Source organism: Demetria terragena DSM 11295, from assembly GCF_000376825.1.
GTDB lineage: Bacteria > Actinomycetota > Actinomycetes > Actinomycetales > Dermatophilaceae > Demetria > Demetria terragena.
The window spans coordinates 94,353-116,293 of record NZ_AQXW01000003.1 but is presented as its reverse complement, the minus strand read 5'-3'; the positions used below and the strand labels follow the sequence as shown (position 1 = coordinate 116,293).

Sequence of the window (21,941 nt, the reverse complement as noted above, 5' to 3'; positions counted from 1 at the left end):
CCGGACGGTCTGACCGAAGTGACGAACTGGGCTCCTTATGAGCGGCGAGCGCGGTCTGCCAGCGTGCCGGCAAGCTCGGCCCGCGCGACCGGCGCACCAACGAACTCCTGCAGCAGGGTGCGTTGGGACGTGCACAAATCGTCGTCGAGGTCGGGTCGGCCGGGCACCCCGATGCGCACGGCGGGCACGCCATGCACAGCGGCCAGGTTGAGTAGTGCGGTGCTTGGCCCACCAAGCACCGCCGCTGCATGCACGACAACAGGATTGAGCTCGGCAGGCGTGTGGGGGTCAAGGGCGTCACAGTCGGCATACCTGCCCGGCCGTTCGAGCGGATGCGGACAGACCGACAGAGTTCGCCCGGCCTGCGCGACAACAGCAGCAGTGTCGTCCACGTGCGCGAGATAGTCACGCTCGGAGAGCACCCCAAGTTCCGGCCACGGTTGAGTCAACAACACGACACGTCCCCGGTCCGGTGCGCTCGCCCAACGATCAGAGATATGTCGCCTGAACTCCTCAGCAACGTCATCGCATACCGTCCAGCGGCCCGCATTCCGAGCGTAGAGCGGCCACCGGCGGGAGGTCAGAAGGCGCGCTCCGGCGCTCACGGCGAGCGGCCGGACGGTGCGCCAGGGTTCCCGAACACCCTCGCGCGCCCCCGCTTGCCGTCGGGTCCGCCAGGTGCCATAGGTCCCGAGGCCCTCATCGGTGACGACCACCTCGATCGCACGCCGTGGGGCGCGACGCCGCAGTGCGGTGTAGGCCCGAAGACCCGGAGCCCCAACGGATACATAGACCAGTGCCTTCTGGGTCGCCATCCAGTCGTCGCCAACGGCGACCGTGAGATCCAGGTCGTGCGGGAGAAGGCGCTGTGCAGATTCGGACCGCAGGTCGATCCGCTGCCCCGGCGGCGCGAACAACTCGATCGGGCCGGACCACGCCAACTGCCGCAGGTAGGAGCCGACATAGATGAGATGGGTCGGGTTAGCGAGCCCGGTGATCAGCACCGCCTGCCGCGTGGCCATCAGACGACCGGTGGCCGACCGATACGAATCAGCGTGGCGACCGTTCGCCACGAGATGACCCGCCGCTGACCGGCAGGCTCACGCACCCCGGCGGCGAAGCCGCTGGCCCACGTCCGCATGGAGTCGAGGTCACGAGTTCGTGCAGCGGTGATGCCTGCCCAGGACATCAGGTAGGGCGGGATCAGCACCGCGGGAAGGTTGCGACGCGCGACCCAGACCCGATTACGCGCGTTGGTGAAGAAGTGTGTTGGGTGCCGACTCGCCTCGGTGTACGGGTGGTGCACCGAGATCGTGGGGTCGTACCACATCGTCCATCCGCGATGGGTGAGTTGCCAGGCGACCTCGATCCCTTCGTGCCCGAAAAAGAACTGCCCCGGCCATCCCCCAACTTCCTCGAAGGCGCTCCGGCGGATCAGCACGACCCCTTCGGAGAAGACGGCCACTCGGCCGGCGCGACCAATGCCTCGACCCACGATCAGGCGCGGTACCCAGCGTCTCGGCGCCTGGTCCGTCACCGGGTCACTCAATCGCGGCTGCACGAGGGCCACCTTGTCGCGTGCCTCGATGGCCGTCGCCAGTCTTGCCAGGACGTCTGTCTTCACGATCGACGCATCGTCGTCGAGGTAGAAGATGTAGTCCCCGCTGACCGCACGCGCCCCGACGTTGCGCCCTTCGGGAATTCCAACGTTCTTAGGCAGGAAGTGGCCGCGGACACCATCCGGCAGATTGGTCGGCCGCCATCCGTTGCCGACGACGACCACGTCGAGGTCGACGCCTTCTTGCTTGAGCACGTCGGCCATCGCACGCTGAAATTCATCGGGCCGATCCCCCATATGAAGGATCACAACACCGATCTTTGGCCGCGCCTTTTGATCGCCCACGCCCGACAGCCTATCTGCGCACCCGCTATCCGCACACCCGCTATCTGCACACCCGCGCCGACTCGAACCGGCCGAATCTTTCAACGGGTAGGCTGTGCCCGCGAGTAGACACCACCTGAGAGGCATTTCCTTGACCGAACAACACGCTATCGACACCTCCTCGGGAGTTCGCCTCATCGGCGGCGAGGTCATGACCGAAGACTTCTCGCGCCTTTCTCGCCCCGGAGCGATTGCCTATCTGCTGCATTCTGTGCTGGGAGAACATCCTGGTCGCGTTGCACTAATCGGACCTCACGCGGCAACTCTCGTGGACGTCGTCCGCCCCGATCGTCCCGTTGACATTCTGGTGCGCTCCCTGGTCGATGCTCGCGAATTGGCGAGCCACGCCCAGGAACGCCAACATCTGCGTGTTTTCGCTGGCGGTTTTGAGCGCTTCAAGCCAGGTGCTCCGTACGACGTGGTGGTCAACCTCGACGGCCCCCAGGGCCTCCTGACCCCGGACTCGACACCGCTGACCTACGCAGAGACGATCAAGCGGTCCGGCGAATTTCTCGGAGATCGTGGGCGGGCCATTGTGGCAGTCGCTAACGATCTCGCGATGGATCACGTTTTCCGGCTCGAAATGCGCACTCTGTTCGACGACGACACCTCATGGCATCGCGGCGCGGACGAGTTCGAGTCCCGAAATCCCCTGTATCCCGAACTTCCCGAGATCGTTTCTGCCGCAGGATTATCAATCGATCGTCTATACAGTGGTTACCCAATATTCAACCAAATGTCACTATTGGTAGACCCCGCCATTGCGGAGGATTCAACCGGTCGCGCCGGATTGGAGTCGCTCATTGCGAAGATTGAGTCCGATCAGGCTCACGGACATCGCAGTCTGATCGACCTCTATTCCATGTCACGGCGATTCTTGGCGGCCGGCCTCGGCCCACACACGGCCGCAGGCTGGGTCGTGGAGGCCCGCAAGGGCGAAGCATCCTCGGAAACGGCCACTGCAGATCGACCGCAACTTCTCCAGAGCGAAGACGGTGTGAGCCCGCAGTGGTCCGGCATCATGACGGCGAGCCAGGACGCGGACGGCTGGGAGCGGTCGATCCTGCCGCTTCACCACGCTGGGCCCATGTTTGAGCGGCGCGTCTCCCGGGACCTCTCCCTGGTGGGTGGCCGATTGCCAAGTGGCGACCTTTTGGAGGCGGCCCTGCGCGCCGAGTGCGCCCGAGGGAATCTCACCGGCGTCCGCCGACTCACTCGTGATTACGCGGCCTTCCTCAGCGACGACGCAGTCTGGCGGGACGGCGGACTGACCAAGCGCTTCTTTGCCGGGCCGAACAATGTCGTGCTTGGACCCGATGGTTCGATGGAGCTCTTCGACGAGAGTTGGTCCTGGACTGAAGACCTGGACGCGGATCTGTGTCTCGCGCGCGGCCTGCGCGAGTTCGCCCGTCGGCTCCTGCAGTCCGGCGGAGAACACCCGTGGCAGCCGGACATCAGCCCGGATGCCCTGACCCAGACGCTGCTGGCCATGGTCGGCAAGCCCTGGTCCCCTGATGTCGCGAGTCAGATCGCATCACGCGAAGCCGAGCTCTCCGTCGTGATCCACGGCGGAGGGGCGACCACCGAAAGTCAGTTACTCGCGGAGAACCTTGCGAACGGCGCCTCCCAGTTTACGGCCACCTCGTCCCCCTCACGCGGGTATCGCGAGGCGATGTCATCGCTAGGTCGCATGTCGCAGGAACTCCACACCCGCGGAGATCAAGTGACCTGGCTGGAGTCGGCCGTGAGGCAACGCGATCAGTCGGTACGAGACTTGGAGCGCCGCCTCGCCCGCCTTCAAAGCTCCCCCAGTTACGTCCTGGGACGGCGGTTGACCGCTCCAGGACGCCGCGTCGGAGAACGCGTGGTGACCCGCGCCAAACGCACGGCCTTCGCGATCGCCCCGCCACAGCGCACAGCCCAACTCGAGCGGGTGCTCACCCGTCTCGGGATATAGGTTTCGCCACCTTCGTGCTGCGCGGGACCTGGGAGGGTCAGCCTCGCCAGTCCGCAGTGACCTCCCAGGTCACCAGGCGATGCCCCACCTCGGGACGATCGGCAATGGCCTTGTCCCGGTGCCGCAGCCCGACCACCACCGGACCAGTGCCGGAGTCAGCGACGTGGAACCTGACAAAGGCATGGTCACGGTTGCCATTTCCGCTCCCCGGCCGAACTTCAATGGACACCGGTCGACCGTCCGCGAGGGCCACTGCCGTCACCTCGAGTTCGTCCCGATCGAGCCAACCCTGCACAACCTCCTGCATAGCGTGAGCCGAATCGTTCTGACGCAAGATCCGCGACCGCCCTTCCCGGACCGCCTTACGGGCCGCGCGCGTCAGCAGATCGGGTGGCCGACGGTAATGGCGCCGAACCCGTACGCTCCCCGCGGCGCCCGCGGCATCCGGGTGGAGGGTCAGGATCTGCCACTGAGTCGGGTCCTGGTGATTGATGACGAAGGGCCGCACTTGCGGCGCTTCGCCCTGCGCCTCGAGCAGTGAGATCTTGTCGATTCGCACGCCGACGGGTGCGTAGGGCATGACCCGCCGCGCCGCCCACCGAGGCAATCCCTCCGGCTGCAGCACTTCCAGAATGAGCAACCCGTCGGGGTTGACGGCGCCCGGTTCGCAATCGAACTCCACCTGGGCGCGGATGGGCCCGTCGGGCGTCATGTCTGGCGCGGCGAGGGCGACGGCAGCACGGGTCTTGCCCTGCGAACGCAGTACGAACATCCGGGCCGTGGCATCGTCCGATCTGACCGTGTCGGCTGGTGTGCGCTTGCTCCACCAGGTGTCGGTGACGGCATCGACGCTGAACTGGACGAGCACCCGGACGGCGTCTGTTGATCCGGGTGTCACCTTCAGACCGATCAAGCTCGGCTCAAGCGCGAATCGTCCGACGATCGCCAGACCTCGGGTGAATCGATCGACCACCTTGACCTCAGGTCGCTGTCCCTCGGTCAGGGTGCATGGAACCTGGAGGGTCGGCACCGGTTCGTCAAAGATGGTGTCAAAGGTGAGCTGAGGGGAGCTGGCCAGCCGCTGCTCCACGTCGACGGGAGGGTGTTCATCTGTCGTCATGTCACACTTCCACTTCTGCCAAGACACCGAGTTGACGAGCCAATTGCTCAGATCCGCCGGTGAAGTCCACCCGGGTCAAGATCGGGTCACCCTGTCGCCACATTCGTTGGGTCGCTTCCAGGCCCGCTTCACCGTCGCTCTCGACGTGACGCATGGCCACGGTGAGCGCCCGGAACAGTTCGTTGTTTTGGCCAAGGTCCCAGTGTTGGACTAGGTGGGACGCCACATCACCCCCGCTTCGATAGAACCACTGCCATAGGCGAGCGCGCTCAACCTGTTCTTTGCTGATCGGCGAGATCCCAGCGCGAATCTTGTCGGTGGTCTCCTTCAGGAGGCGCCAGTAGTCCTCGCGGTCTTTGGCGACGAGCGAGAATCCACAACCGCTCCACTCCGACCAGCCCGCCTGGATTGCGGGAATCCCATAGACCGGTAGTTCTGCGCTGACCGAACCGCGCACCGTGACACCGAGGTCCACCAGGCTCCAGATGATGTTCTTGCTCATGTCGAACGAACGCCGGAACTGCATGTGTGGCCGGTCGGCGTAGCGCTCTTTGACGGTGTCGAAGAATCCGGTGACGTCGTAGAGGAACTGGGCTGGATGATCTTGGAACAGCCAGTTCACGGTCGTGTCATTAGCCGCGTAGGCAGCCGTCTCCTCAAACCAGTGCGCGAGATCATCGAAGAGTTCGTGGTTGGTTCCGAGCGCGTCAGACACCGCGTGGTTAAACACCACGACGACCGGCTTGTCCGGATCAAATCCCAGTCGCTGCATCGCGTGCTCTCGCACGTTCTGACGTTCCAGCGGATTGCTCAATTCCAGCGACGACACGACGCCCCCGCCCCGCCACCACGACGGTCGCCCAAGATTGCTCTTCGAGCGCCACGCGGTGAGTTCGGCACCGCGACGCAGGAGATCCCGGTTGGACCACAGATAGCTCTCAAAGAACTCGGCGATCTGCCGGGTCAGGTGCATCCGGAACGTGCCCTCGCGACCCTGTGCTTGCTCCGGGGTCAGCAGGTAGGCCTTCAGTCCGCCTGTGGTCTGCACGTGGATAGTAGGAACGCCCGTACGAATCGCCGCCTCGACGGCCAACCCCCAATGGTTGTAGTCGATGTGGCTCGAGACCAGTGCCACCGGATTCAGCTCGGTCATCATCCCGTCATAAAGGCGGGCGAACGCTTCACTCCGGGCCCGGACCTCGGCATATTTCTCGGTCGCTCGAACCTCGTCGGTGACACGGGGTACGCGCATCACCCGTGCAGCTGTCGCATCCACGAGTTGGTCCAGGGTGTCGGCTGCGATGCGGGAGGGTTGATCGAGTGGGATTGTCTTGCCGGCGATTTCGACGCTGCCCTCGCGATCGTGCAGCCCGTCATCGACGATCTCGTGAACGTCGATCACATCGTCCGCGCCGTACGCCCGAGCGAGCTTCTCCAGGCCCTCCCGGTCGTAGTAGGTCCACTGGAAACTGCTCCAGTCCGCATCCGCGCCCAGGTAGACGACGACTCGGGCCGGGGTGACCCGACGGATCGCGTTGGCGATCGTCAGGCTCCGAATGCCCACTCGGATGTCCTCGGTCATGAGTTCGACCAGGATGGTGGCATCCCGCGAAGGCAGGGTGTTCTGCGGCCAAAATTGGGTGGCGGCCTCGCAGAACTGATCGAACTTAGGGCCGAGCTTCTGCGGGCTCGCCGCTGCGCGCCGCGCGGCGAGTCGTGGGTCGGTCGACGGTGCGGAGGTCTCCGCCTTAGCGGCGTTAGCCACGCTGACCACCGGCCTCAGGTTCCTCAATGTCGTGTACGGCACACGCGGCTGCTCCCACGGTGGTCACATTCCCTTCATGTTGCACGGTGACGAGCCCGATCGGTGCTCGCTGCGGAAGATCGTCTATGCGCAGTCCACATCGCCTGAGTCGCAACAGAATTGGCTCGTCGGTTAGTTTTGCGAGCACTTCGGATTGGGTCCAGGCCACGAGGATTTCCCGGTCCGTCGCGTCCGGGTCAAGTTGGCTCCGGGATCGGATGTGCTCCGGCACCTGCTGGTCGGCCAGCTCGGCATCGACAGCCACTCGCCAACCCGGCCAGGCACTCAACTGCCAAGTGATGCGATGCCCATTCGCCAGGTAGGTCCGTGGCTTATTAGTCGAGGAAGCCGTGCTATCGACTACCCGCAAGTGGCTCGATTCACCTCTCAAAGAAGGAGATTCGAGCTCGCGCAGGAGGTCATGGGGTAGATCTCCATGGACCTGGCGCGCTATCAACGTGCTCAGATGGATCCGCCCCCATCGATCGTGAGCGATTGCCCATTGAGATTGGTGTCCTCGAACAACAGCGATCGCACAACCGGCGCGATGTTCTCCGGCTCCACGAGTCGGCCGGAGGGAGTACGCCGCGTGATCGTCGAAAGTTGTTCGGTGCCAAGCACACTCGACATCTCCGAAGCGAAGAACCCCGGCGCGACTGAGTTCACCAGGAACCGGCCGTGCATCTCCCGAGCGAGAGTTCGCATCGCCGCATCAAGACCACCCTTGGTGGCGGAGTACGCCGACAACCCGGCGTAGCCCCGCTGGCCGCACACGGAGGTGACGAAGACAACCCGACCGCGACCGGCTTTGGCCATGGCGTGCCGAAGGAAGGCGCGGGTCAGGACCAGGGTGGCGGTCAGGTTGGTCTCGATGATCTGACCGATGCGCTCCGGGCTGGTGTGCAGCAACATCGAGTCCTGACCGATCGCCGCGTTGTTGACCAAGGCGTCGATCGGGCCCAACTCGGCGGCAGCGGCCTTGATGAAGGCGGTCTGAGCTTTGGCATCGGTGATATCGACCGAGCCGACGAAGACCTCACCAGGGCGATCAGCCGCAAGCTTCTCGAGTTCAGGTGTGACCGTACGCGCGAAAGTCGCCACCTTGGCACCCTGCTTCAGCGCATCCTCGACCAGGCTCAATCCCAGCCCACGGGAGCCGCCAGAGATAAGGACGCAGGACGCTGCCGGGATGGGGGTTTGGGTGAAGTCAGACATCGCTCTTCAGCGTCTCCTTGATCGGAATTTCGGACAGGACGCGGATACGTCGGGGCACCGCATACTCGGGCAATCGGTCACGGCACCAGCGCGTGAGTCGGTCGGTCAATCCATCAGTCGCCGCAGCGCCCGCGGGGACGACTTCCGCCTGGACCATCTGTCCCACGATCGGCGCCTTACGTCCCCGAACGTGGGCCCATAGGACCTCTGGGTGTTGGAGCAGCACACCGCGCACCTCGGCAGCCGAGACTTTGGCCCCGCCAACGTTGATCTCATCCGAGGCAAGACGACCCGTAATCAGGACCCGATCACCATGGGTATCGGCTCGGTCACCGGTACGGATCTCGGTGTCCATGCCTTGTGCGCCATGCGTGGCAACGATCACCAGTTCGCCGTCGACGACCCGCACCTGAGGTCGACCGGGCGTGTGCCGATCCAGCCAGGCCGAGGGGAACCCGGCCTGGCCATCGTGGACGGCAATCGCCGCGCCCGCCTCGGAGGAGGCGTAGATCCAGGAAAGCCGAGCGTCCGGAAACATCTCGCCGAGCTGATCGAGGATTGCCTGATCGACGGGCTCGCCGCCCAGCGTGATCTGTTCCAAAGGCAACTGAGCGAGCGTCTCCCCCGAGCGGAAAATCGCCTGCCGCCAAAACGTGGGTGTGCCGGACGCGGCCGTCACACCGGCCTCTAGTGCGCGATGCGGCCAGATGTCCGCGCGAGCGCCATCGACGAACACGATGTCCTGACCTGGCACCGAGAGCGAGAGCGTCACGACCTGCCACCACGCATAGGCGCCCGGCGTGTAGGGGCACAGCCAGGTGCGGGGCGGCTGGTCTGTGGCCACCGTGGTGAGCGAGTCAATCGTGTGCGCCACCTGCTTGGGTCGGCCAGTCGATCCGGAGGTGAGGAGCCACACGCGGCCGGCATCCGGCTCGCGCGGCGCCTCAGGGTGGTCGACGTGCTGGTCATCGTGGCCTGCGTCGGGCTGCGCCGTGGGCCACCGCACGATCGCCATCCCGCCGTCGCGCCATTCCTGCTGCTGCGCGATACCTACGCGCGCGGCGGTGGCGATCAGGGTTTCCCGATGGGGTTCGCTCGCCGCCAACCATGCGGCACGAGCTGGCGCCAACAAGTCGCGCGTCAAGAATGCGGCAACCGCCGGAACGCCTGACCACGGCGCAAGATCGCTCCAGGCGCCATCGAAGACCGTGTCGTCTGCCACCACGACCCGGTTATGTGCGCCCGCGGGCAGCACTGCGGTCACGCGTTCTGCAACCGATCGAGGAGGTCCAGGACATCCCCGACGGTCTCGATCGACCGTAGGCCAGGCGCATCAAAGTTGAGCTCCTCGTCCAGCTCGTCCTCGACGCGGAGTGCGAGTTCTGAGAAATCCAGCGATCGGAAGCCGATCTCAGCCAGCGCGGTGGAGTCGTCGGCTGGCAGTTCCTTACCTTGGGCGGTCAGAACCTCATCCATCATCGTGCGAATCTGGTCCCGGCTGAGCGCGCTCATCTATCCTCACAAACGTCGGTGATCAAAAACTGCCTTGCGGACTTGCATATAGTCTAGGAGAACTACAGAAATGACCAAATAGGCGGGATCCATCATGCTTCGACCAGCCACCTCCGCTGACTTGGAGGCAATTCGACGCTGGCGCAATCACCCCGAGGTTCAGGCGGTCTCGCTGAACCGCGAGGAAATCACCGCCGAGATGCATTCCGCCTGGTGGGAAGCGGTCGAATCGGACGACACTCGCCAGGTCCTTGTGTACGAGCGCAACGGAGCACCTGCGGGAGTGGTGACCTTCTTCGACATCGCCGAGCACGACGGTCGGCGGCAAGCCATGTGGGGCTACTACCTTGATAATGCGGGGTTGTCGGAGCGCGGCGAGCTGCTCCCTGCCTGGATCAAGATCCAACGCGAGGCGGTCCGCTACGCCGACGAGCAGCTCAATCTTGACGCCCTCGAGGGCGAGGTCATCGAGAGCAACGAAGGTGTACGGAGTATGAACTCGAGAAATGGCTTCGAGGAAATCCGCATGGATAAGCGTCGAATTCTCGACGAGTTAGTCACGGTCTATCGAATTCGGCGGGTGCGTCCGCAACGCTGACCGCAGGTTATTGTGGTCCTATGACGCGGAGCATCACCCTTGCCGGTCGAACCATCGGACCGAATCAGAAGCCCTACATCATTGCCGAAATGTCGGGCAACCACGACGGATCGCTCGACCAAGCGCTAGCGATCGTCCGAATGGCCGCCGAACAGGGCGCCGACGCGGTCAAACTGCAGACGTACACACCGCAGACCATCACGATCGACTCTGATGCCCCCGATTTCCGGCTGTCGCAGGATCATGACTTGTGGGGCGGCCGGACACTGTGGGATCTCTATACCGAGGCACACACGCCGTGGGCGTGGCACGCCCCCATTTTCGAAGAAGCGCACAAGGCGGGCATCACCGTCTTCTCCTCCCCCTTCGACCCCACCGCGATTGATCTCCTCGAGGACCTCGGCACTCCGGCCTACAAGATCGCCTCATCAGAGATCGTCGATCTCCCTCTGATCAGACTCGCCGCCAGCAAAGGCAAGCCGATCATCATCTCGACCGGGATGGCATCACTCCAGGAGATCAGCGCTGCGGTCGACGCAGCGCGAAGCACGGGCAACGACCAGATCGTCGTCCTGGCGTGCACGGCCAACTACCCGGCCGACCCCAGCGAGTCCAACCTGCGAGGCATCCCGGTCATGGCTGATGCCTTTGGCACCTTGGTCGGCTACTCCGATCACACTGTCGGGATCGGTGCTGCGGTCGCTGCCGTCGCGCTCGGCGCCTGTGTCGTGGAGAAGCACGTCACGATGCAGCGTGACGGGGGCGGCGTTGATTCATCGTTCTCCTCGGAGCCTGCCGAGCTCGCCTCGCTAGTTCAACAGACCGAGATCGGGTGGCAGTGCCTCGGCCAGGCCCGCATCGGTGCGCGACAGCAGGAGAAGGAAGGTCTACGGTTCCGCCGGTCGCTCTACGTCGTGACGGACGTTGCCGCCGGCGACATCGTGGGGCCAGACAACGTCCGATCCATCCGACCGGCCAACGGGATTGCGCCAGAGGAGTTTTCGCGCGTTGAAGGACGCACCTTCCAACATGACGTCGCGAAGGGCACGGCGTTCACCTGGGACTTGGTCTAACGCGCTCGGGCTACGATTCCAGCGAGCCGCGCACGGCATCGCGCCAGCCGAAGAGGTCACGAATCTCCTCCGCGCACAACATCTCGTCCTGCCCCAACTCGGCGCGCGCGAGCGCCTGCGCGTAGTCCTGCGGCACGAAGGGTTGGTGCAGCTCGGGGAACAGCCGGATTTGTTTCTCGCGACCGCCGAGCGCCACTCGCTCGGCTTCTAGGATCATCGGATCGCCATAGATTCCGACTTCGCACCCCACACTGGCGCCGTAGATCAGAGCGCTTCCTAGGCGGTTACTGACGACTCGCTTATGCCGCCGCACCTCAGCGAGCTGCTTGTCGAGGAAGTGCACATCGGTGTCCTTCCACAGGTACCCGCGCTCGCCGTGGGAGATCACCCGGAAGCCCGCATCCTCATAGATCGACCGGACCGCCGGGTCGCGATATTCGTTCCAGTAGAGACACATCGTGATCGGCACATCGCCCTCTACCTCCCGCACTTGCTGGAGGTAGAGCTCGTGGTCGCCGATGATGCTCTGACCCTCCCACCCATGGAAGGGGTAGACAATCGTGCCCTCGCGGTCGTCTATCCCGGCATTGGCCGTGCTGACCCCTTCCAACTCCAGCAAGTATGCCCAGGGTGCGGCAACCACGATGTTCTGTCGCAGGCCAAGGCTCCAGGCGCGACGCGCTACCGACGAACTCCACACCAGGCGTGGATAATTCGGCGCGAACTTGGTGCCGACAGCAAACCCGTCGTAGGTATTCCAGCCATGTTGCAGGTAGCCCCAGATGCGCGGCACCTCGGCCAAGCCGGTGTAGCGCGCCATGATGTGCGCGTGCCCGTAGAAGTGGTTGGCGTGGTGCATCAGGCTCCGAAGTGTCTACGAATGCCGTCGATCACCCGATCGACGTCCGCATCCAACAGGTCAGGGAACATGGGCAAACTGATCTCCTGCTCGTAGTAGGTCTCGGCCACTGGACAACTTCCCCGCTGATAGCCACGGTCAGCAAACCACGGCTGCCAATGGACGGGAATATAGTTCACCTGGACGCCGATTCCTTCGGCACGTAGGCGCTCAAACAACCCACGGCGGCGCCCATCCAGGACCCGCAGCGGGTAGAAGTGCCAGACCGGATCCGCACCTACGCGTTGGGTCGGCAGCCGCAGGCCGGGGACGTCAGCCAGGCCCTCGTGGTAGCGCTGGGTGATCTGCGCGCGGCGGGCCTTGAACTGTGACAGTCGGGTCAATTGGCTGGAGCCGAGTGCGCACAGCACATCGGGAAGTCGGTAGTTGAGCCCGAGGTCAGGCATCTCGTACCACCACGGGCCTTCGTCAGTCGTCCGGAGCCGATCGGGGTCCCGGACCATTCCGATGCCCTTGAACGTCCGCGCCTTACGCGCGATGTCAGGGTCCAGGGCGACCACGGCACCGCCTTCGGCCGTGGTCAGGTTCTTGGTCGGGAAGAACGAGAACGTGGTCAGGTCCGCAAGCGACCCGACCGGACGCCCGTCCAGGCTGCCGCCAATGGAATGCGCAGCATCCTCCAGGAGGAGGGCGCCCGCTTGATCCGCGACGGCACGCAGTCCAGGCGCGTCCATGGGATGGCCCGCAAAGTCGACTCCACTGATGACTTTGGTCCGGTCCGTCACGAGCGCCTCAACGGCGGCGGGGTCAAGATTTCCGGTGTCCTCGCAGACGTCCGCGAAGACGACCGTAGCGCCGTGAATGGCAGCGCTCGTCGCGGTCGCGAGGAACGTCAACGGACTCGTGATGACTTCATCCCCCGGTCCAACGCCTGCCGCTGCATACGCGACGTGCAAAGCGGCGGTCCCTGAAGTGACAGCGACAGCCGGGTTCGACTGTCCAGCGACGGCCCCCAATTCCTTCTCGAACCTGTCCACGGCCGGACCGGTGGTCAACCAATCGCCTCGAAGGACCTCCGCGACAGCCTTGACATCATCGTCCGAGATGGACTGACGCCCATAGGGAAGCATCGACATGGGCGCCTCAGACTTCGAGGTTCAGGATCTCGCGAATGTCCTCCGCGTCATACCAGATGTCGTTCTTGTCGGAGGCGCAGTGGAAGCCGTCCTCGACAGGTGTCCCGTCCGTACGCTTGACGTAGCCCCAGGTCGCCAGCTCGGGTTCCAGGATGTAGTACTTGCCATCCATCACCGTGATCGCCCGACGGCCCTCTTCCGGCGAGATCATCTCTTCGTGCAGCTTCTCCCCCGGACGGAGGCCGATGTCATGCATCTTCGCGCCGGGAGCGATGGCCTGGGCGAGGTCGGTCACCTTGTGGGACGGGATGTGCGGTACCACCAACTCACCGCCCTGCATCAACTCAAAGGTGTCCAGGACCATATCGACGGCCTGGGGCAAGGTGATGAGGAAGCGGGTGCACCGCAAGTCAGTGATAGGCAAGGACTTCCCTGCCTCGTGGAGCGCCTTGAACTTCGGAATGATTGATCCGCGCGAACCGGTGACGTTTCCGTAGCGTACGACCGCAAATCGTGTGTCGTAGGCCGCAGCATAGTGGTTTCCGAGCGTGAACAACTTGTCCGCGGTCAGTTTCGTCGCACCGTACAGATTGATCGGGCTGGATGCCTTGTCCGTCGAGAGGGCGACAACCTTCTTGACATTGTTGTTGATGCACGCCTCGATCACGTTCTGGCTACCGTGAACGTTGGTCTTGACGAATTCTGACGGGTTGTACTCGCCGGTGTCTACCTGCTTGAGCGCAGCCGCGTGAACGACGTAGTCGACGCCGTGCGTCGCGCGGTTGAGCCGATCCAGGTCTCGGACATCGCCAATGAAGAATCGCAAACGTGAATCGTCGTTGAACAGTTGGCGAACTTCCCATTGCTTTAATTCGTCGCGCGAATAGACAACGATCCGCTGTGGCTTGACCTCGTCAAGCAAGCGCCGGATCAGCGCCTTTCCAAACGACCCGGTGCCCCCGGTGACAAGGATGGACGACCCTTCCAGAACGCTCAATGTACTAGCTCCTGTGGCTGCTTGAGTGTGGCGCGAGCAATAGTGCCTCCGGCATTTGCCTAAGACAACGCCGAGGCTAACATTGAGAATTGATCCGACCTATTCACCCGCCACCACCGAAAGGACTCCATGCAGCCGCTCGCCGCGACGCGCGTCGGCCTTCGCTGTGATGCTGGGCACGGCACGGGCGTGGGCCATGCCGTCCGGCTGCTCGCTCTCGCTGAGGAGCTCGCACAGCGCGGCTGCACGATCGTCGCGCTGGGGGTGATTGATGTGCCCTGGCTTGCGGCCGCCTACGCCGATCACGGGATCGAGATTCACGACGCCCCATCGGCCCCCTCCAGTCTCGCTGACCTCGCGCACCGGCTCGGTCTGGATGTCGTCGTGCTCGATGGGTACGACCTCGACCTCGACTCTGGCGAATCCCTCCGCGCTGCAGGCATATTCGTAGTGGCGATGGTTGACCACGATTTTGGTTCAGCCCAGTTCGCGCATCTCTATGTCGATCAGAACCTCGGCGCCAAACCGCCGGATCCGCTGCCCCAGCACTCCTCGGCGCTGGCCGGGATCGAGTACGCACTGTTTCGCGACTCGGTGCTCGCGCGCATTGCGGCTACCCCGCCACGCACGACGGAGGCTCCGCTCCGGGTCCTGACAGTGTTTGGCGGCACCGACCCCTTCGAAGCCTCAGGCGCCGTCGTGCCACTTCTCTTAGAGACCGAGCGCCCGGTGTCCGTGACTGCCATAGCATCCGACTCCAACGTCCGGGCAGCTTTGAGCGACCTTGACCATGGTCCCGAACAGGCCGTGCACGCCATACCGCCCGACCCTGATCTCGCACGGATCGCGGCGAACTCCGACCTCGCCGTCTCAGCGTCCGGATCCTCGATCTGGGAATTGCTCTGCTTGGGAGTCCCGACCGCAGCGGTGTGCGTCGTCGATAACCAGGCGCCGGGCTACCGCGCCACTGTTGAGCACGGTGTTGTCGCTGGCCTTGGGCTTCTGGATGACCTGCGACAACAACCTGATGCGCGTCGCGCAGCGGTCGATACGCTGAGGCGGCTCCTCAGTGACCCAGCGCAGCGACAGACTCTGAGCCAGCGCGGCCAACGCCTCGTCGATGGTCGTGGTCGGCAACGTGTCGTGACCGACATCGAACGTCTCTTGTCCACCACCGACCCGCGGAGGGACGCGTGACCCGCACCCGCGTTGTCATCCAATCCCGGCTCAACTCATCGCGCCTTCCCGGCAAGGCGCTGCTGACAATCGCCGGGATGCCCCTCATCGAATTGGTGGCACGACGAGCCTCGCGCAGCGGGCACGAGGTCGTGGTTGCCACCAGCCAGGAACACTACGACAGCCGAATCGCCGACCACTTGTCTCGCGCTGGCATCGATGTGGTCCGCGGAGATCTTGATGATGTCCTCGGCCGGTTCCTCGCAGCGACAAGCGATCTCAGCGATGTCGACACCGTCGTCCGGCTGACCGGTGACAACCCCGTCGGCGACGCGACGTTGATCGACGAACTCGCAGCGGCCATGTCCGCGGGCGGCTATGGCTATGGCCGCGTCGACGTGGCCCACGTGCCCGAGGGCTTGGGTTGTGAAGTGTTCTCGGTCAAGGACCTTCGCAGCGCGGGCGCCCACGCCACTGATTCGTATGACCGCGAGCACGTCACTCCGTGGCTGCGACGCAACATTCCCACCCTGGACTACGTGCCCGTCGATAACCCTGGCGACCCTCGCCGTTATCGATGCACCGTGGACGTCCTGGCCGACTACGACCGCGTCTGCCGTGTCTTTGCCGACCTCACCGATCCCGTCGCGGCACCGTGGCCCTCGATCATTCGGCGTCTTGCCCAAGCCGAATTCACCGACGGCCCCAGCGTCCCGGTCCGCGACCGATCAGAGCTGGGTCAAAGCGCCGTAGTGATCGGTGGAGACCAATTGGCAAACTCGCCTGCACCGCGCGCGGAGGTCATCCGCGCCATGCTGGCGGCCGCGGTCAATCGTGGAGTCACGCACGTCGACCTCCTGCAGGACGACGGTCGAGCAGAAGGCGTCCTCCAGCAGAACGCCGATCCACAACTGACCCGACGCCTCTCGGTCATCTGCCGACTGGCACCGGCCGACGCCAACCATGATGAGACGGTTACTCAATCGGTCAGCGCACACCTGGAGCGCAGTTTTGCCAGTCTCGGCCGGCGGTCCATGGCCGCAGCCTTGTTTCCCTCCGTGACCGACGCGCACGCTGGCTCAGGTGCGGCCTGGCAACGCCTCCTCGACTACCACGCGGAGGGCGTCGTCGGCAGAGTTGGTGTCACCGTCACCTCGCCCAGCGAACTACGCGACGCGCTCGCCCTCCCAGAGTTGGGATACCTCGAGATCCCGATGTCGGTGGTCGACCCGCCGTGGGCTGACCTCGGCGCTGATCTGTCCGAGCGGGATGTTGTCGTGACGACATACGGCGGATTTGGCGGCGGCCGACTGTTCGCACCAGACCACCCGCTCGCCACGACACTCACTCGCCTCGCGGAGCAATTCGGGCGCACCGGAATCGCCGATCTAGCCATCGCCTTCGTCCTGGGCCATGACTTCGTGACCTCGATGGCCGTCGGCGCCGACACCCTGGAACAGGTACGGGACAATCTGGAGTGGGCGACCCGCCCTAGCCTGACCTTGGACCAGATCACCCAGGTACGTCGCGCGATCGAGGCTGCGCGTACCTGACCGAAGGAGTTCCGTGCATCCCCACGAGGTACTGCCCCGCCTGCTCCGGGAAGACCCGGCCGCACCGCGCATCACCTTCTATGACGACACCCCAGGGTCGACCCAGGGCGAGCGCATCGAACTCTCGGGGAAGGTCCTGAACAATTGGGTGGCCAAGGCTGGCAACCTCCTGGCGGAGCACTTCGACGTCGAACCCGGACGAACCGTCGCGCTCGACCTGCCGCCTGAGCACTGGCGGACGCTCTACTGGGCCCTGGGCGTCTGGGCTGTCGGCGGCACGGTGTCCGATGACCCAGACGGGGCTGATGTCGTGATCAGCACCAACCCGAAAGGCGCCCAACCCACCGAACTCGCAGTGACCACCCTTGCAGCCCTGGCCCGATCCTTCCCCGGCGAGATCCCGGCCGGCGCCCTCGACGAGGCGCGGGAGCTTCCCACGTACCCCGACGTGCTGGAGGTGGTCGAGGAGGCCGACGCCGATGACCTCGCGCTCCAAACCCGGGACGAATCCTGGACGTATGCCAACCTCGTGCCCGCGGCGACATCGCCGGTACGGGCGGTCGTCTCTGGATCGCTCGCCGAGGTGCTGCGTACCTCGTTGGCGCTGTGGAGCGCCGGTGGCTCAGTGGTGATCTTGCGGGGCACCACCGATCCGGCCGTGCGGGCCAGCCGCCGCCGATCTGAAGGCGCGCAGGATATGGGCCCCATCACGTTGGAGTAGGCCTGAGGCTAAGGTCGACGGCATGGACAAAGTGGTCTCATCCCCCGCGGCTGCCATCGAGGGAATCGGCGACGGAGCGTCGCTGTCCGTTGGCGGATTCGGGCTCTCCGGAGTTCCCAACGTTCTCATTAGAGCGCTGCACGAAGCGGGCCCTCGAGAGCTGAGGGTGGTCTCCAACAACTGCGGCGTCGACGGCGCCGGGCTTGGTCTCCTGCTCGCCGATCAGCGCATCTCGATGGTGACCGCCTCCTACGTCGGCGAGAACAAGGAGTTCGCCCGGCAGTACCTCCAGGGCGAGATCGAAGTTCGCCTCACTCCGCAAGGAACTCTCGCCGAGAAGTTGCGGGCCGCAGGGGCCGGCATCCCAGCATTTTTCACGCGAACGGGTGTTGGCACCCAGGTCGCCGAGGGTGGTATGCCGTGGCGCTATGACGCCGAGGGGCAGGTCGTGCTTGCCTCCCCCGCCAAGGAGACCCGCACCATCGACTTCGCGGGAGCCAGCCAGGAGTACGTCCTGGAGGACTCAATCGCCACCGACTTCGGTCTCGTACGCGCCTGGAAGGGCGACCGGCACGGCAACCTGGTCTTCCACGCCAGCGCCCGCAACTTCAACCCGCTCTGCGCGATGGCGGCCCGTATCTCTATCGCCGAAGTCGAGGAACTGGTGGAACCAGGTGATCTCGACCCTGATGAGGTGCACCTGCCGGGCATTTATGTGCAACGGGTCCTGGCCCTCACTCCCGAACAAGCCCGCGACAAGCAGATCGAGAAGCGCACCGTGCGCAACCCCGAGGATGGACGCTGACATGGCCTTGACCCGAGAGCAGATGGCAGCGCGCGCGGCGCGCGAACTCGCCGACGGCGACTACGTCAACCTTGGGATCGGCATGCCGACCTTGGTGCCCAACTACGTCGACGACGATGTTGAACTCGTCCTCCAGTCGGAGAACGGTCTCTTGGGCGTCGGCGCCTATCCCCTTGCGGGAGAGGAAGATCCGGACCTCATCAATGCGGGCAAGGAGACGGTCACCTTGCGCCGCGGCGCGTCCGTCTTCGACTCGGCCACATCGTTCGGCATGATCCGTGGCGGCAAGGTCGACGCCGCCATCCTGGGCGCCATGCAGGTCTCCCGAGTCGGCGACATCGCCAACTGGATGATCCCCGGAAAGATGGTCAAGGGCATGGGTGGCGCCATGGATCTCGTGCACGGCGCTCGGCGCGTCATCGTGCTCATGGATCACGTCGCCAAAGACGGTACGCACAAGATCGTCAACGAGTGCTCGCTGCCTTTCACCGGGAAGGGCGTGGTCGACCGGATCATCACCGACCTGGCCGTCATCGACGTGACACCCGAGGGGCTCGTCCTGCGCGAACTCGCGCCTGGGGTCACCGAGGAAGAGATCCGCGACAAGACGCAGCCGCCGTTGACGGTGGATCTCCTCCCGGCCTAGTCAGGAGGAGAGGATGTCCTCGTTGTATTGCGCGATGACGTCGTTCATCTGGCCGTCGGCTGCGACCAGTCCCTGCCGCAGATAGATACCGCGGGTACAGAACCGCTTCAGGTCACGCTCGTTGTGCGAGACCAAGAACAGTGTCCGCCCTTCCTCCAGCAGCCCTTCCATCCGGTCATAGCACTTCTCGCGGAACTTCTTGTCACCCACGGCAAGCACCTCATCGACCAAGATGATCGGCTCGTCGAGGCACGTGATCACGGCAAAGCCCAGCCGGACCTGCATGCCCGAGGAGAAGTGCCGGAAGGGTGCGTCCAGGCCGGCCTTCACCTGCGGCCCGGCGAATTTCACGATCTCCTCGAAGCGCTCCTCGATCTGCTCCTCGGACATGCCGTGCAACGCCGCAGTGAGATAGACATTCTCCCGGGCCGAGAGGTCACCCACGAACCCACCGGTGAGTTCAATCAGCGGTGCCACGCCTTCGCGTACAACGGCCCGACCGCGATCTGGGAGCAAGGTTCCGGCAATGAGTTTGAGCAGGGTGGACTTCCCCTCGCCATTGCCACCGACCAGTCCCACGCCTTCGCCCCGACCCACCTCAAAGCTGATGTCTTCCAGTGGCCAGAAGGTGTCCTTGTTGTGGGTCGTCTTGCGGGTGTAGACCATCTCGCGCAAGGACAGTTTGCGCTTTCGCCCGCGCAGAAACTCGATTCCCAGGTTCTCCACACTGATGACGGGCTCGCCCACTGACGTCTTCCACTCCAAGCTCACGTCAGATCTCCTTCAGTACGGCCGGCTCCAGGCGCCGGAACACCCACAGCCCGAAGAACAGCCAGAAGATCGCGATGACCGCTGCCGCACCCCAAGCCAGCAGATTCGGACTCTGGCCGTTTGCAAGCCCCATCCGGTACATGTCGATGATGCCAATCATCGGGTTGAACGAGAGCAGGGTAGCGGCCCACTCTGGAGCCTTCTCTTCCACCAAACTCATCGGATACAGGATCGCCGAGAGATAGAACATCATCCGCAGCAGGATGCGGACCAGCCGGACGAAGTCGTCCGCCAACGAGCCCAGCGGCGCCATGATCAGGCCAATGCCGATGCACAACATCAACTGAATGACCAGAGCCACCGGAACCATCAGGAGGTACCAGTTCAGCCCGATGCTTCCGCCGGTACTGATGTGGGGTACGCCAGCCATTGCCAGCACGATGAAGAAGGCCAGCACCGGCAGCGACAGTAAGAACTCCACGCCCTTGGCTAGCACGACTCGCATGACCCAGAATTCGCGCGGAATGTTGGTCGACCGGACCAATTTTCGCTCGGCGTTCAGCGCGCGGGCGGTCTCGGTCACGCTGGTGTTGAACCAGTTCCAGGGCAGCAGACCCGCGAGCAAGAACACGATGAAGGGCATCGGTGTGCCTCGGTCGGCATTGAGGATGAGACCGAAAACAAAGAAGTAGATGAAACCCATCGCGAGCGGATCGATCAGGGTCCACAGGTAGCCCAGCGCGCTGCGGGCATAGCGGACCCGCAAGTCACGGCGTACCAGCGTGTCCAGGATCTTTCGGTCCTGCCACATCCTGGCCGCGCGCACTCGAAGGTCCATAGCGTCCTTTGTCATCGGAAATCCTGCGGCTCGTCGGTGCAGGAAGTGCCGGGCTCAGGTTATCGGGCCAGTCGGGTCCGGAAGCGGAGCCTGCGGTGTGTCGGTCGACACGTCGTCGGCCAGGTTGATGCGAGAAGTCAGGAAGCCATATCCCCACGTGAGGTGCATCGTCGCCAGCACTGGGGCCACGCGCACGGCGACCGGTGCCGGGGCACCCCGGGAGATCACCGCACCAGCGAGCGTGATGGCACTCAGGTATCCGCCAGGGATGACCCACAGCGGGCGCCACCACAAGCCGCCGACCGCGCCAGCGGCGATCGCCGCGGTGGCTGCAGGCGGTGCCAGGTAGCGCAGGTTGATCGATCCAGAGTGTTGACGGGCCACGACCCGGCGCCAGCGGCCGTACTCGAGGTACTGGCGGGCCAACGCACGGAACGAACCGCGTGGACGGTATTCGACCTTCAGGTCGGGGGTAAACCACACGACGCCACCCTGCTGGCGGATCCGGAAGTTCATCTCCCAATCCTGGGCGCGGGTGAACCGGGAGTCGTAGCCGCCGACCCGCTCCAACCACTCACGGCGGAACACCCCGAGATAGACCGTCTCGGACTCCCCTGCCTCGCCGCCCAGTTTGAATCGCGCCCCGCCGACCCCGACGGGCGACTTCATGGCCAGGGCGACGGCCTTCTCAAAAGCGGTGACGCCGACGGCATCCATGATCCCACCGACATTGGCGGCACCAGTCTGCGCCAACGTTTCCAACGCCGTCTGCAGATATCGCGGCGACAGGATGCCGTGCCCGTCCACGCGCGCGATCACCGGATGGCGGGCCACGCCGAGCGCGGCGTTCAACGCATCAGGGGTGCGTCCGCTGGGATTAGCGATCACCGTGACCCGGGGATCGGCCGCCGCGAGCCGCTGCGCGACCTCCATGGTCTGGTCCTGGGAAGGTCCAACTGCGAGCACGACCTCGATATCGCCATCGACCTCTTGCGCGAGCACGGCCGCCACCGACTCAGCCAGGTGCGTCTCCTCATTGAGGATGGGCATGACGACCGAGATCGCTGAACTGACGGGGCTGCTTGCTGTGGTCTGCCGTGTCGTGCCGGGTGGCGTGTCTTCGTGTGCTTTCATCGCGCCCCTGAGGTTACCCGGAGCGAGCGCTCCGATCATCAGTCGACCTGCCCGTTACCTCACGTCCCGCGAATGTCCAGTGTT

The 21,941-nt window shown here is 64.3% G+C and carries 22 protein-coding genes; 8 read left to right on the top strand and 14 right to left on the bottom strand.

Features of this window, described 5'->3' with window-relative positions:
* Positions 1–35 precede the first annotated feature (35 nt).
* Positions 36–1,022 (bottom strand): hypothetical protein, encoded by a 987-nt coding sequence (locus tag F562_RS0102440; RefSeq protein ID WP_018155332.1) that lies wholly within the window; start codon positions 1,020–1,022, stop codon positions 36–38.
* Positions 1,022–1,903 carry a glycosyltransferase family 2 protein gene (locus F562_RS0102435; RefSeq protein WP_026180944.1) on the bottom strand — a complete coding sequence of 294 codons (882 nt, stop codon included), beginning with the start codon at positions 1,901–1,903 and terminating at the stop codon, positions 1,022–1,024. The genes F562_RS0102440 and F562_RS0102435 overlap by 1 nt, the downstream gene beginning before the upstream one ends.
* A 130-nt stretch (positions 1,904–2,033) precedes the next feature.
* Here F562_RS0102435 and F562_RS0102430 point away from each other — a divergent pair, with 130 nt between their 5' ends.
* The gene (locus F562_RS0102430) at positions 2,034–3,899 is read left to right on the top strand and encodes a hypothetical protein (RefSeq protein WP_018155330.1); all 1,866 of its coding nucleotides are present in this window, start codon (positions 2,034–2,036) and stop codon (positions 3,897–3,899) included.
* 37 nt (positions 3,900–3,936) lie between these two features.
* Here F562_RS0102430 and F562_RS20010 read toward each other — a convergent pair whose 3' ends face one another.
* The 6 genes from F562_RS20010 to F562_RS0102400 all read right to left on the bottom strand — a co-directional run bounded on the left by F562_RS20010 (position 3,937) and on the right by F562_RS0102400 (position 9,550).
* Positions 3,937–5,019: a hypothetical protein gene (locus F562_RS20010; RefSeq protein WP_018155329.1), complete on the bottom strand. Its 1,083-nt coding sequence runs from the start codon at positions 5,017–5,019 to the stop codon at positions 3,937–3,939.
* 1 nt (position 5,020) lies between these two features.
* Positions 5,021–6,784, bottom strand: coding sequence for a hypothetical protein (locus F562_RS0102420; protein ID WP_211206423.1), 1,764 nt, complete (start codon positions 6,782–6,784; stop codon positions 5,021–5,023).
* Positions 6,777–7,088: a hypothetical protein gene (locus tag F562_RS0102415; RefSeq protein ID WP_018155327.1), complete on the bottom strand. Its 312-nt coding sequence runs from the start codon at positions 7,086–7,088 to the stop codon at positions 6,777–6,779. Before F562_RS0102415 ends, F562_RS0102420 begins: the two co-directional genes overlap by 8 nt.
* A 197-nt stretch (positions 7,089–7,285) precedes the next feature.
* Positions 7,286–8,038 carry an SDR family NAD(P)-dependent oxidoreductase gene (locus tag F562_RS0102410; RefSeq protein ID WP_018155326.1) on the bottom strand — a complete coding sequence of 251 codons (753 nt, stop codon included), beginning with the start codon at positions 8,036–8,038 and terminating at the stop codon, positions 7,286–7,288.
* Positions 8,031–9,302 (bottom strand): AMP-binding protein, encoded by a 1,272-nt coding sequence (locus F562_RS0102405; protein ID WP_018155325.1) that lies wholly within the window; start codon positions 9,300–9,302, stop codon positions 8,031–8,033. Before F562_RS0102405 ends, F562_RS0102410 begins: the two co-directional genes overlap by 8 nt.
* The gene (locus tag F562_RS0102400; RefSeq protein WP_018155324.1) at positions 9,299–9,550 is read right to left on the bottom strand and encodes a phosphopantetheine-binding protein; all 252 of its coding nucleotides are present in this window, start codon (positions 9,548–9,550) and stop codon (positions 9,299–9,301) included. Before F562_RS0102400 ends, F562_RS0102405 begins: the two co-directional genes overlap by 4 nt.
* Positions 9,551–9,644: 94 nt before the next feature.
* On the opposite strand from F562_RS0102400, the gene F562_RS0102395 reads away from it, so the two are divergent.
* Positions 9,645–10,148, top strand: a complete 504-nt coding sequence (locus F562_RS0102395) for a GNAT family N-acetyltransferase (protein WP_018155323.1) — start codon at positions 9,645–9,647, stop codon at positions 10,146–10,148.
* 20 nt (positions 10,149–10,168) lie between these two features.
* The gene (gene pseI, locus F562_RS0102390) at positions 10,169–11,221 is read left to right on the top strand and encodes a pseudaminic acid synthase (RefSeq protein ID WP_018155322.1); all 1,053 of its coding nucleotides are present in this window, start codon (positions 10,169–10,171) and stop codon (positions 11,219–11,221) included.
* A gap of 10 nt (positions 11,222–11,231) precedes the next feature.
* On the opposite strand, the gene F562_RS0102385 is transcribed toward pseI, so the two are convergent.
* Genes F562_RS0102385 through pseB form a run of 3 tightly spaced genes read right to left on the bottom strand, consistent with a single transcriptional unit; the run spans position 11,232 to position 14,213 of the window.
* The gene (locus F562_RS0102385) at positions 11,232–12,080 is read right to left on the bottom strand and encodes a hypothetical protein (RefSeq protein ID WP_018155321.1); all 849 of its coding nucleotides are present in this window, start codon (positions 12,078–12,080) and stop codon (positions 11,232–11,234) included.
* Positions 12,080–13,216, bottom strand: a complete 1,137-nt coding sequence (locus F562_RS0102380; protein WP_018155320.1) for a DegT/DnrJ/EryC1/StrS family aminotransferase — start codon at positions 13,214–13,216, stop codon at positions 12,080–12,082. The genes F562_RS0102385 and F562_RS0102380 overlap by 1 nt, the downstream gene beginning before the upstream one ends.
* 7 nt (positions 13,217–13,223) lie before the next feature.
* On the bottom strand, positions 13,224–14,213 hold the full coding sequence (pseB, locus tag F562_RS0102375) for a UDP-N-acetylglucosamine 4,6-dehydratase (inverting) (protein WP_018155319.1): 990 nt from the start codon (positions 14,211–14,213) through the stop codon (positions 13,224–13,226).
* Positions 14,214–14,342: 129 nt separating this feature from the next.
* Between pseB and F562_RS0102370 the strand changes: the two genes are divergently transcribed.
* Genes F562_RS0102370 through F562_RS0102350 form a run of 5 tightly spaced genes read left to right on the top strand, consistent with a single transcriptional unit; the run spans position 14,343 to position 19,114 of the window.
* The gene (locus F562_RS0102370) at positions 14,343–15,410 is read left to right on the top strand and encodes a PseG/SpsG family protein (protein ID WP_018155318.1); all 1,068 of its coding nucleotides are present in this window, start codon (positions 14,343–14,345) and stop codon (positions 15,408–15,410) included.
* A complete protein-coding gene (locus tag F562_RS0102365) occupies positions 15,407–16,942 on the top strand; it encodes an aldo/keto reductase (protein WP_018155317.1) in 1,536 nt (511 codons plus the stop codon). Before F562_RS0102370 ends, F562_RS0102365 begins: the two co-directional genes overlap by 4 nt.
* 13 nt (positions 16,943–16,955) lie before the next feature.
* Entirely contained in the window at positions 16,956–17,663 is a 708-nt protein-coding gene (locus F562_RS0102360; RefSeq protein WP_018155316.1) for a TIGR03089 family protein, read from the top strand.
* Positions 17,664–17,685: 22 nt separating this feature from the next.
* Positions 17,686–18,468, top strand: a complete 783-nt coding sequence (locus F562_RS0102355; protein ID WP_018155315.1) for a CoA transferase subunit A — start codon at positions 17,686–17,688, stop codon at positions 18,466–18,468.
* 1 nt (position 18,469) lies between these two features.
* Positions 18,470–19,114, top strand: a complete 645-nt coding sequence (locus F562_RS0102350; protein ID WP_026180943.1) for a CoA transferase subunit B — start codon at positions 18,470–18,472, stop codon at positions 19,112–19,114.
* Here F562_RS0102350 and F562_RS0102345 read toward each other — a convergent pair whose 3' ends face one another.
* Genes F562_RS0102345 through F562_RS17770 form a run of 3 tightly spaced genes read right to left on the bottom strand, consistent with a single transcriptional unit; the run spans position 19,115 to position 21,857 of the window.
* Positions 19,115–19,885 (bottom strand): ABC transporter ATP-binding protein, encoded by a 771-nt coding sequence (locus F562_RS0102345; RefSeq protein WP_018155313.1) that lies wholly within the window; start codon positions 19,883–19,885, stop codon positions 19,115–19,117. It lies immediately after the preceding gene.
* A gap of 1 nt (position 19,886) precedes the next feature.
* Entirely contained in the window at positions 19,887–20,738 is an 852-nt protein-coding gene (locus tag F562_RS0102340; protein ID WP_156822483.1) for an ABC transporter permease, read from the bottom strand.
* Between the two features lie 39 nt (positions 20,739–20,777).
* Positions 20,778–21,857, bottom strand: a complete 1,080-nt coding sequence (locus tag F562_RS17770; protein ID WP_156822482.1) for a glycosyltransferase — start codon at positions 21,855–21,857, stop codon at positions 20,778–20,780.
* Positions 21,858–21,941: the final 84 nt, after the last annotated feature.

Excerpts from the sequence above, each read along its gene's own strand:
- F562_RS20010 (WP_018155329.1), bottom strand. The coding sequence starts at position 5,019 with ATGACGACAGATGAACACCCTCCCGTCGACGTGGAGCAGCGGCTGGCC.
- F562_RS0102440 (WP_018155332.1), bottom strand. The coding sequence starts at position 1,022 with ATGGCCACGCGGCAGGCGGTGCTGATCACCGGGCTCGCTAACCCGACC.
- F562_RS0102380 (WP_018155320.1), bottom strand. The coding sequence starts at position 13,216 with ATGTCGATGCTTCCCTATGGGCGTCAGTCCATCTCGGACGATGATGTC.
- F562_RS0102410 (WP_018155326.1), bottom strand. The coding sequence starts at position 8,038 with ATGTCTGACTTCACCCAAACCCCCATCCCGGCAGCGTCCTGCGTCCTT.
- F562_RS0102355 (WP_018155315.1), top strand. The coding sequence starts at position 17,686 with ATGGACAAAGTGGTCTCATCCCCCGCGGCTGCCATCGAGGGAATCGGC.
- F562_RS0102370 (WP_018155318.1), top strand. The coding sequence starts at position 14,343 with ATGCAGCCGCTCGCCGCGACGCGCGTCGGCCTTCGCTGTGATGCTGGG.
- F562_RS0102350 (WP_026180943.1), top strand. The coding sequence starts at position 18,470 with ATGGCCTTGACCCGAGAGCAGATGGCAGCGCGCGCGGCGCGCGAACTC.
- F562_RS0102385 (WP_018155321.1), bottom strand. The coding sequence starts at position 12,080 with ATGCACCACGCCAACCACTTCTACGGGCACGCGCACATCATGGCGCGC.
- F562_RS0102400 (WP_018155324.1), bottom strand. The coding sequence starts at position 9,550 with ATGAGCGCGCTCAGCCGGGACCAGATTCGCACGATGATGGATGAGGTT.
- pseI (WP_018155322.1), top strand. The coding sequence starts at position 10,169 with ATGACGCGGAGCATCACCCTTGCCGGTCGAACCATCGGACCGAATCAG.
- F562_RS0102395 (WP_018155323.1), top strand. The coding sequence starts at position 9,645 with ATGCTTCGACCAGCCACCTCCGCTGACTTGGAGGCAATTCGACGCTGG.
- F562_RS0102340 (WP_156822483.1), bottom strand. The coding sequence starts at position 20,738 with ATGACAAAGGACGCTATGGACCTTCGAGTGCGCGCGGCCAGGATGTGG.
- F562_RS17770 (WP_156822482.1), bottom strand. The coding sequence starts at position 21,857 with ATGAAAGCACACGAAGACACGCCACCCGGCACGACACGGCAGACCACA.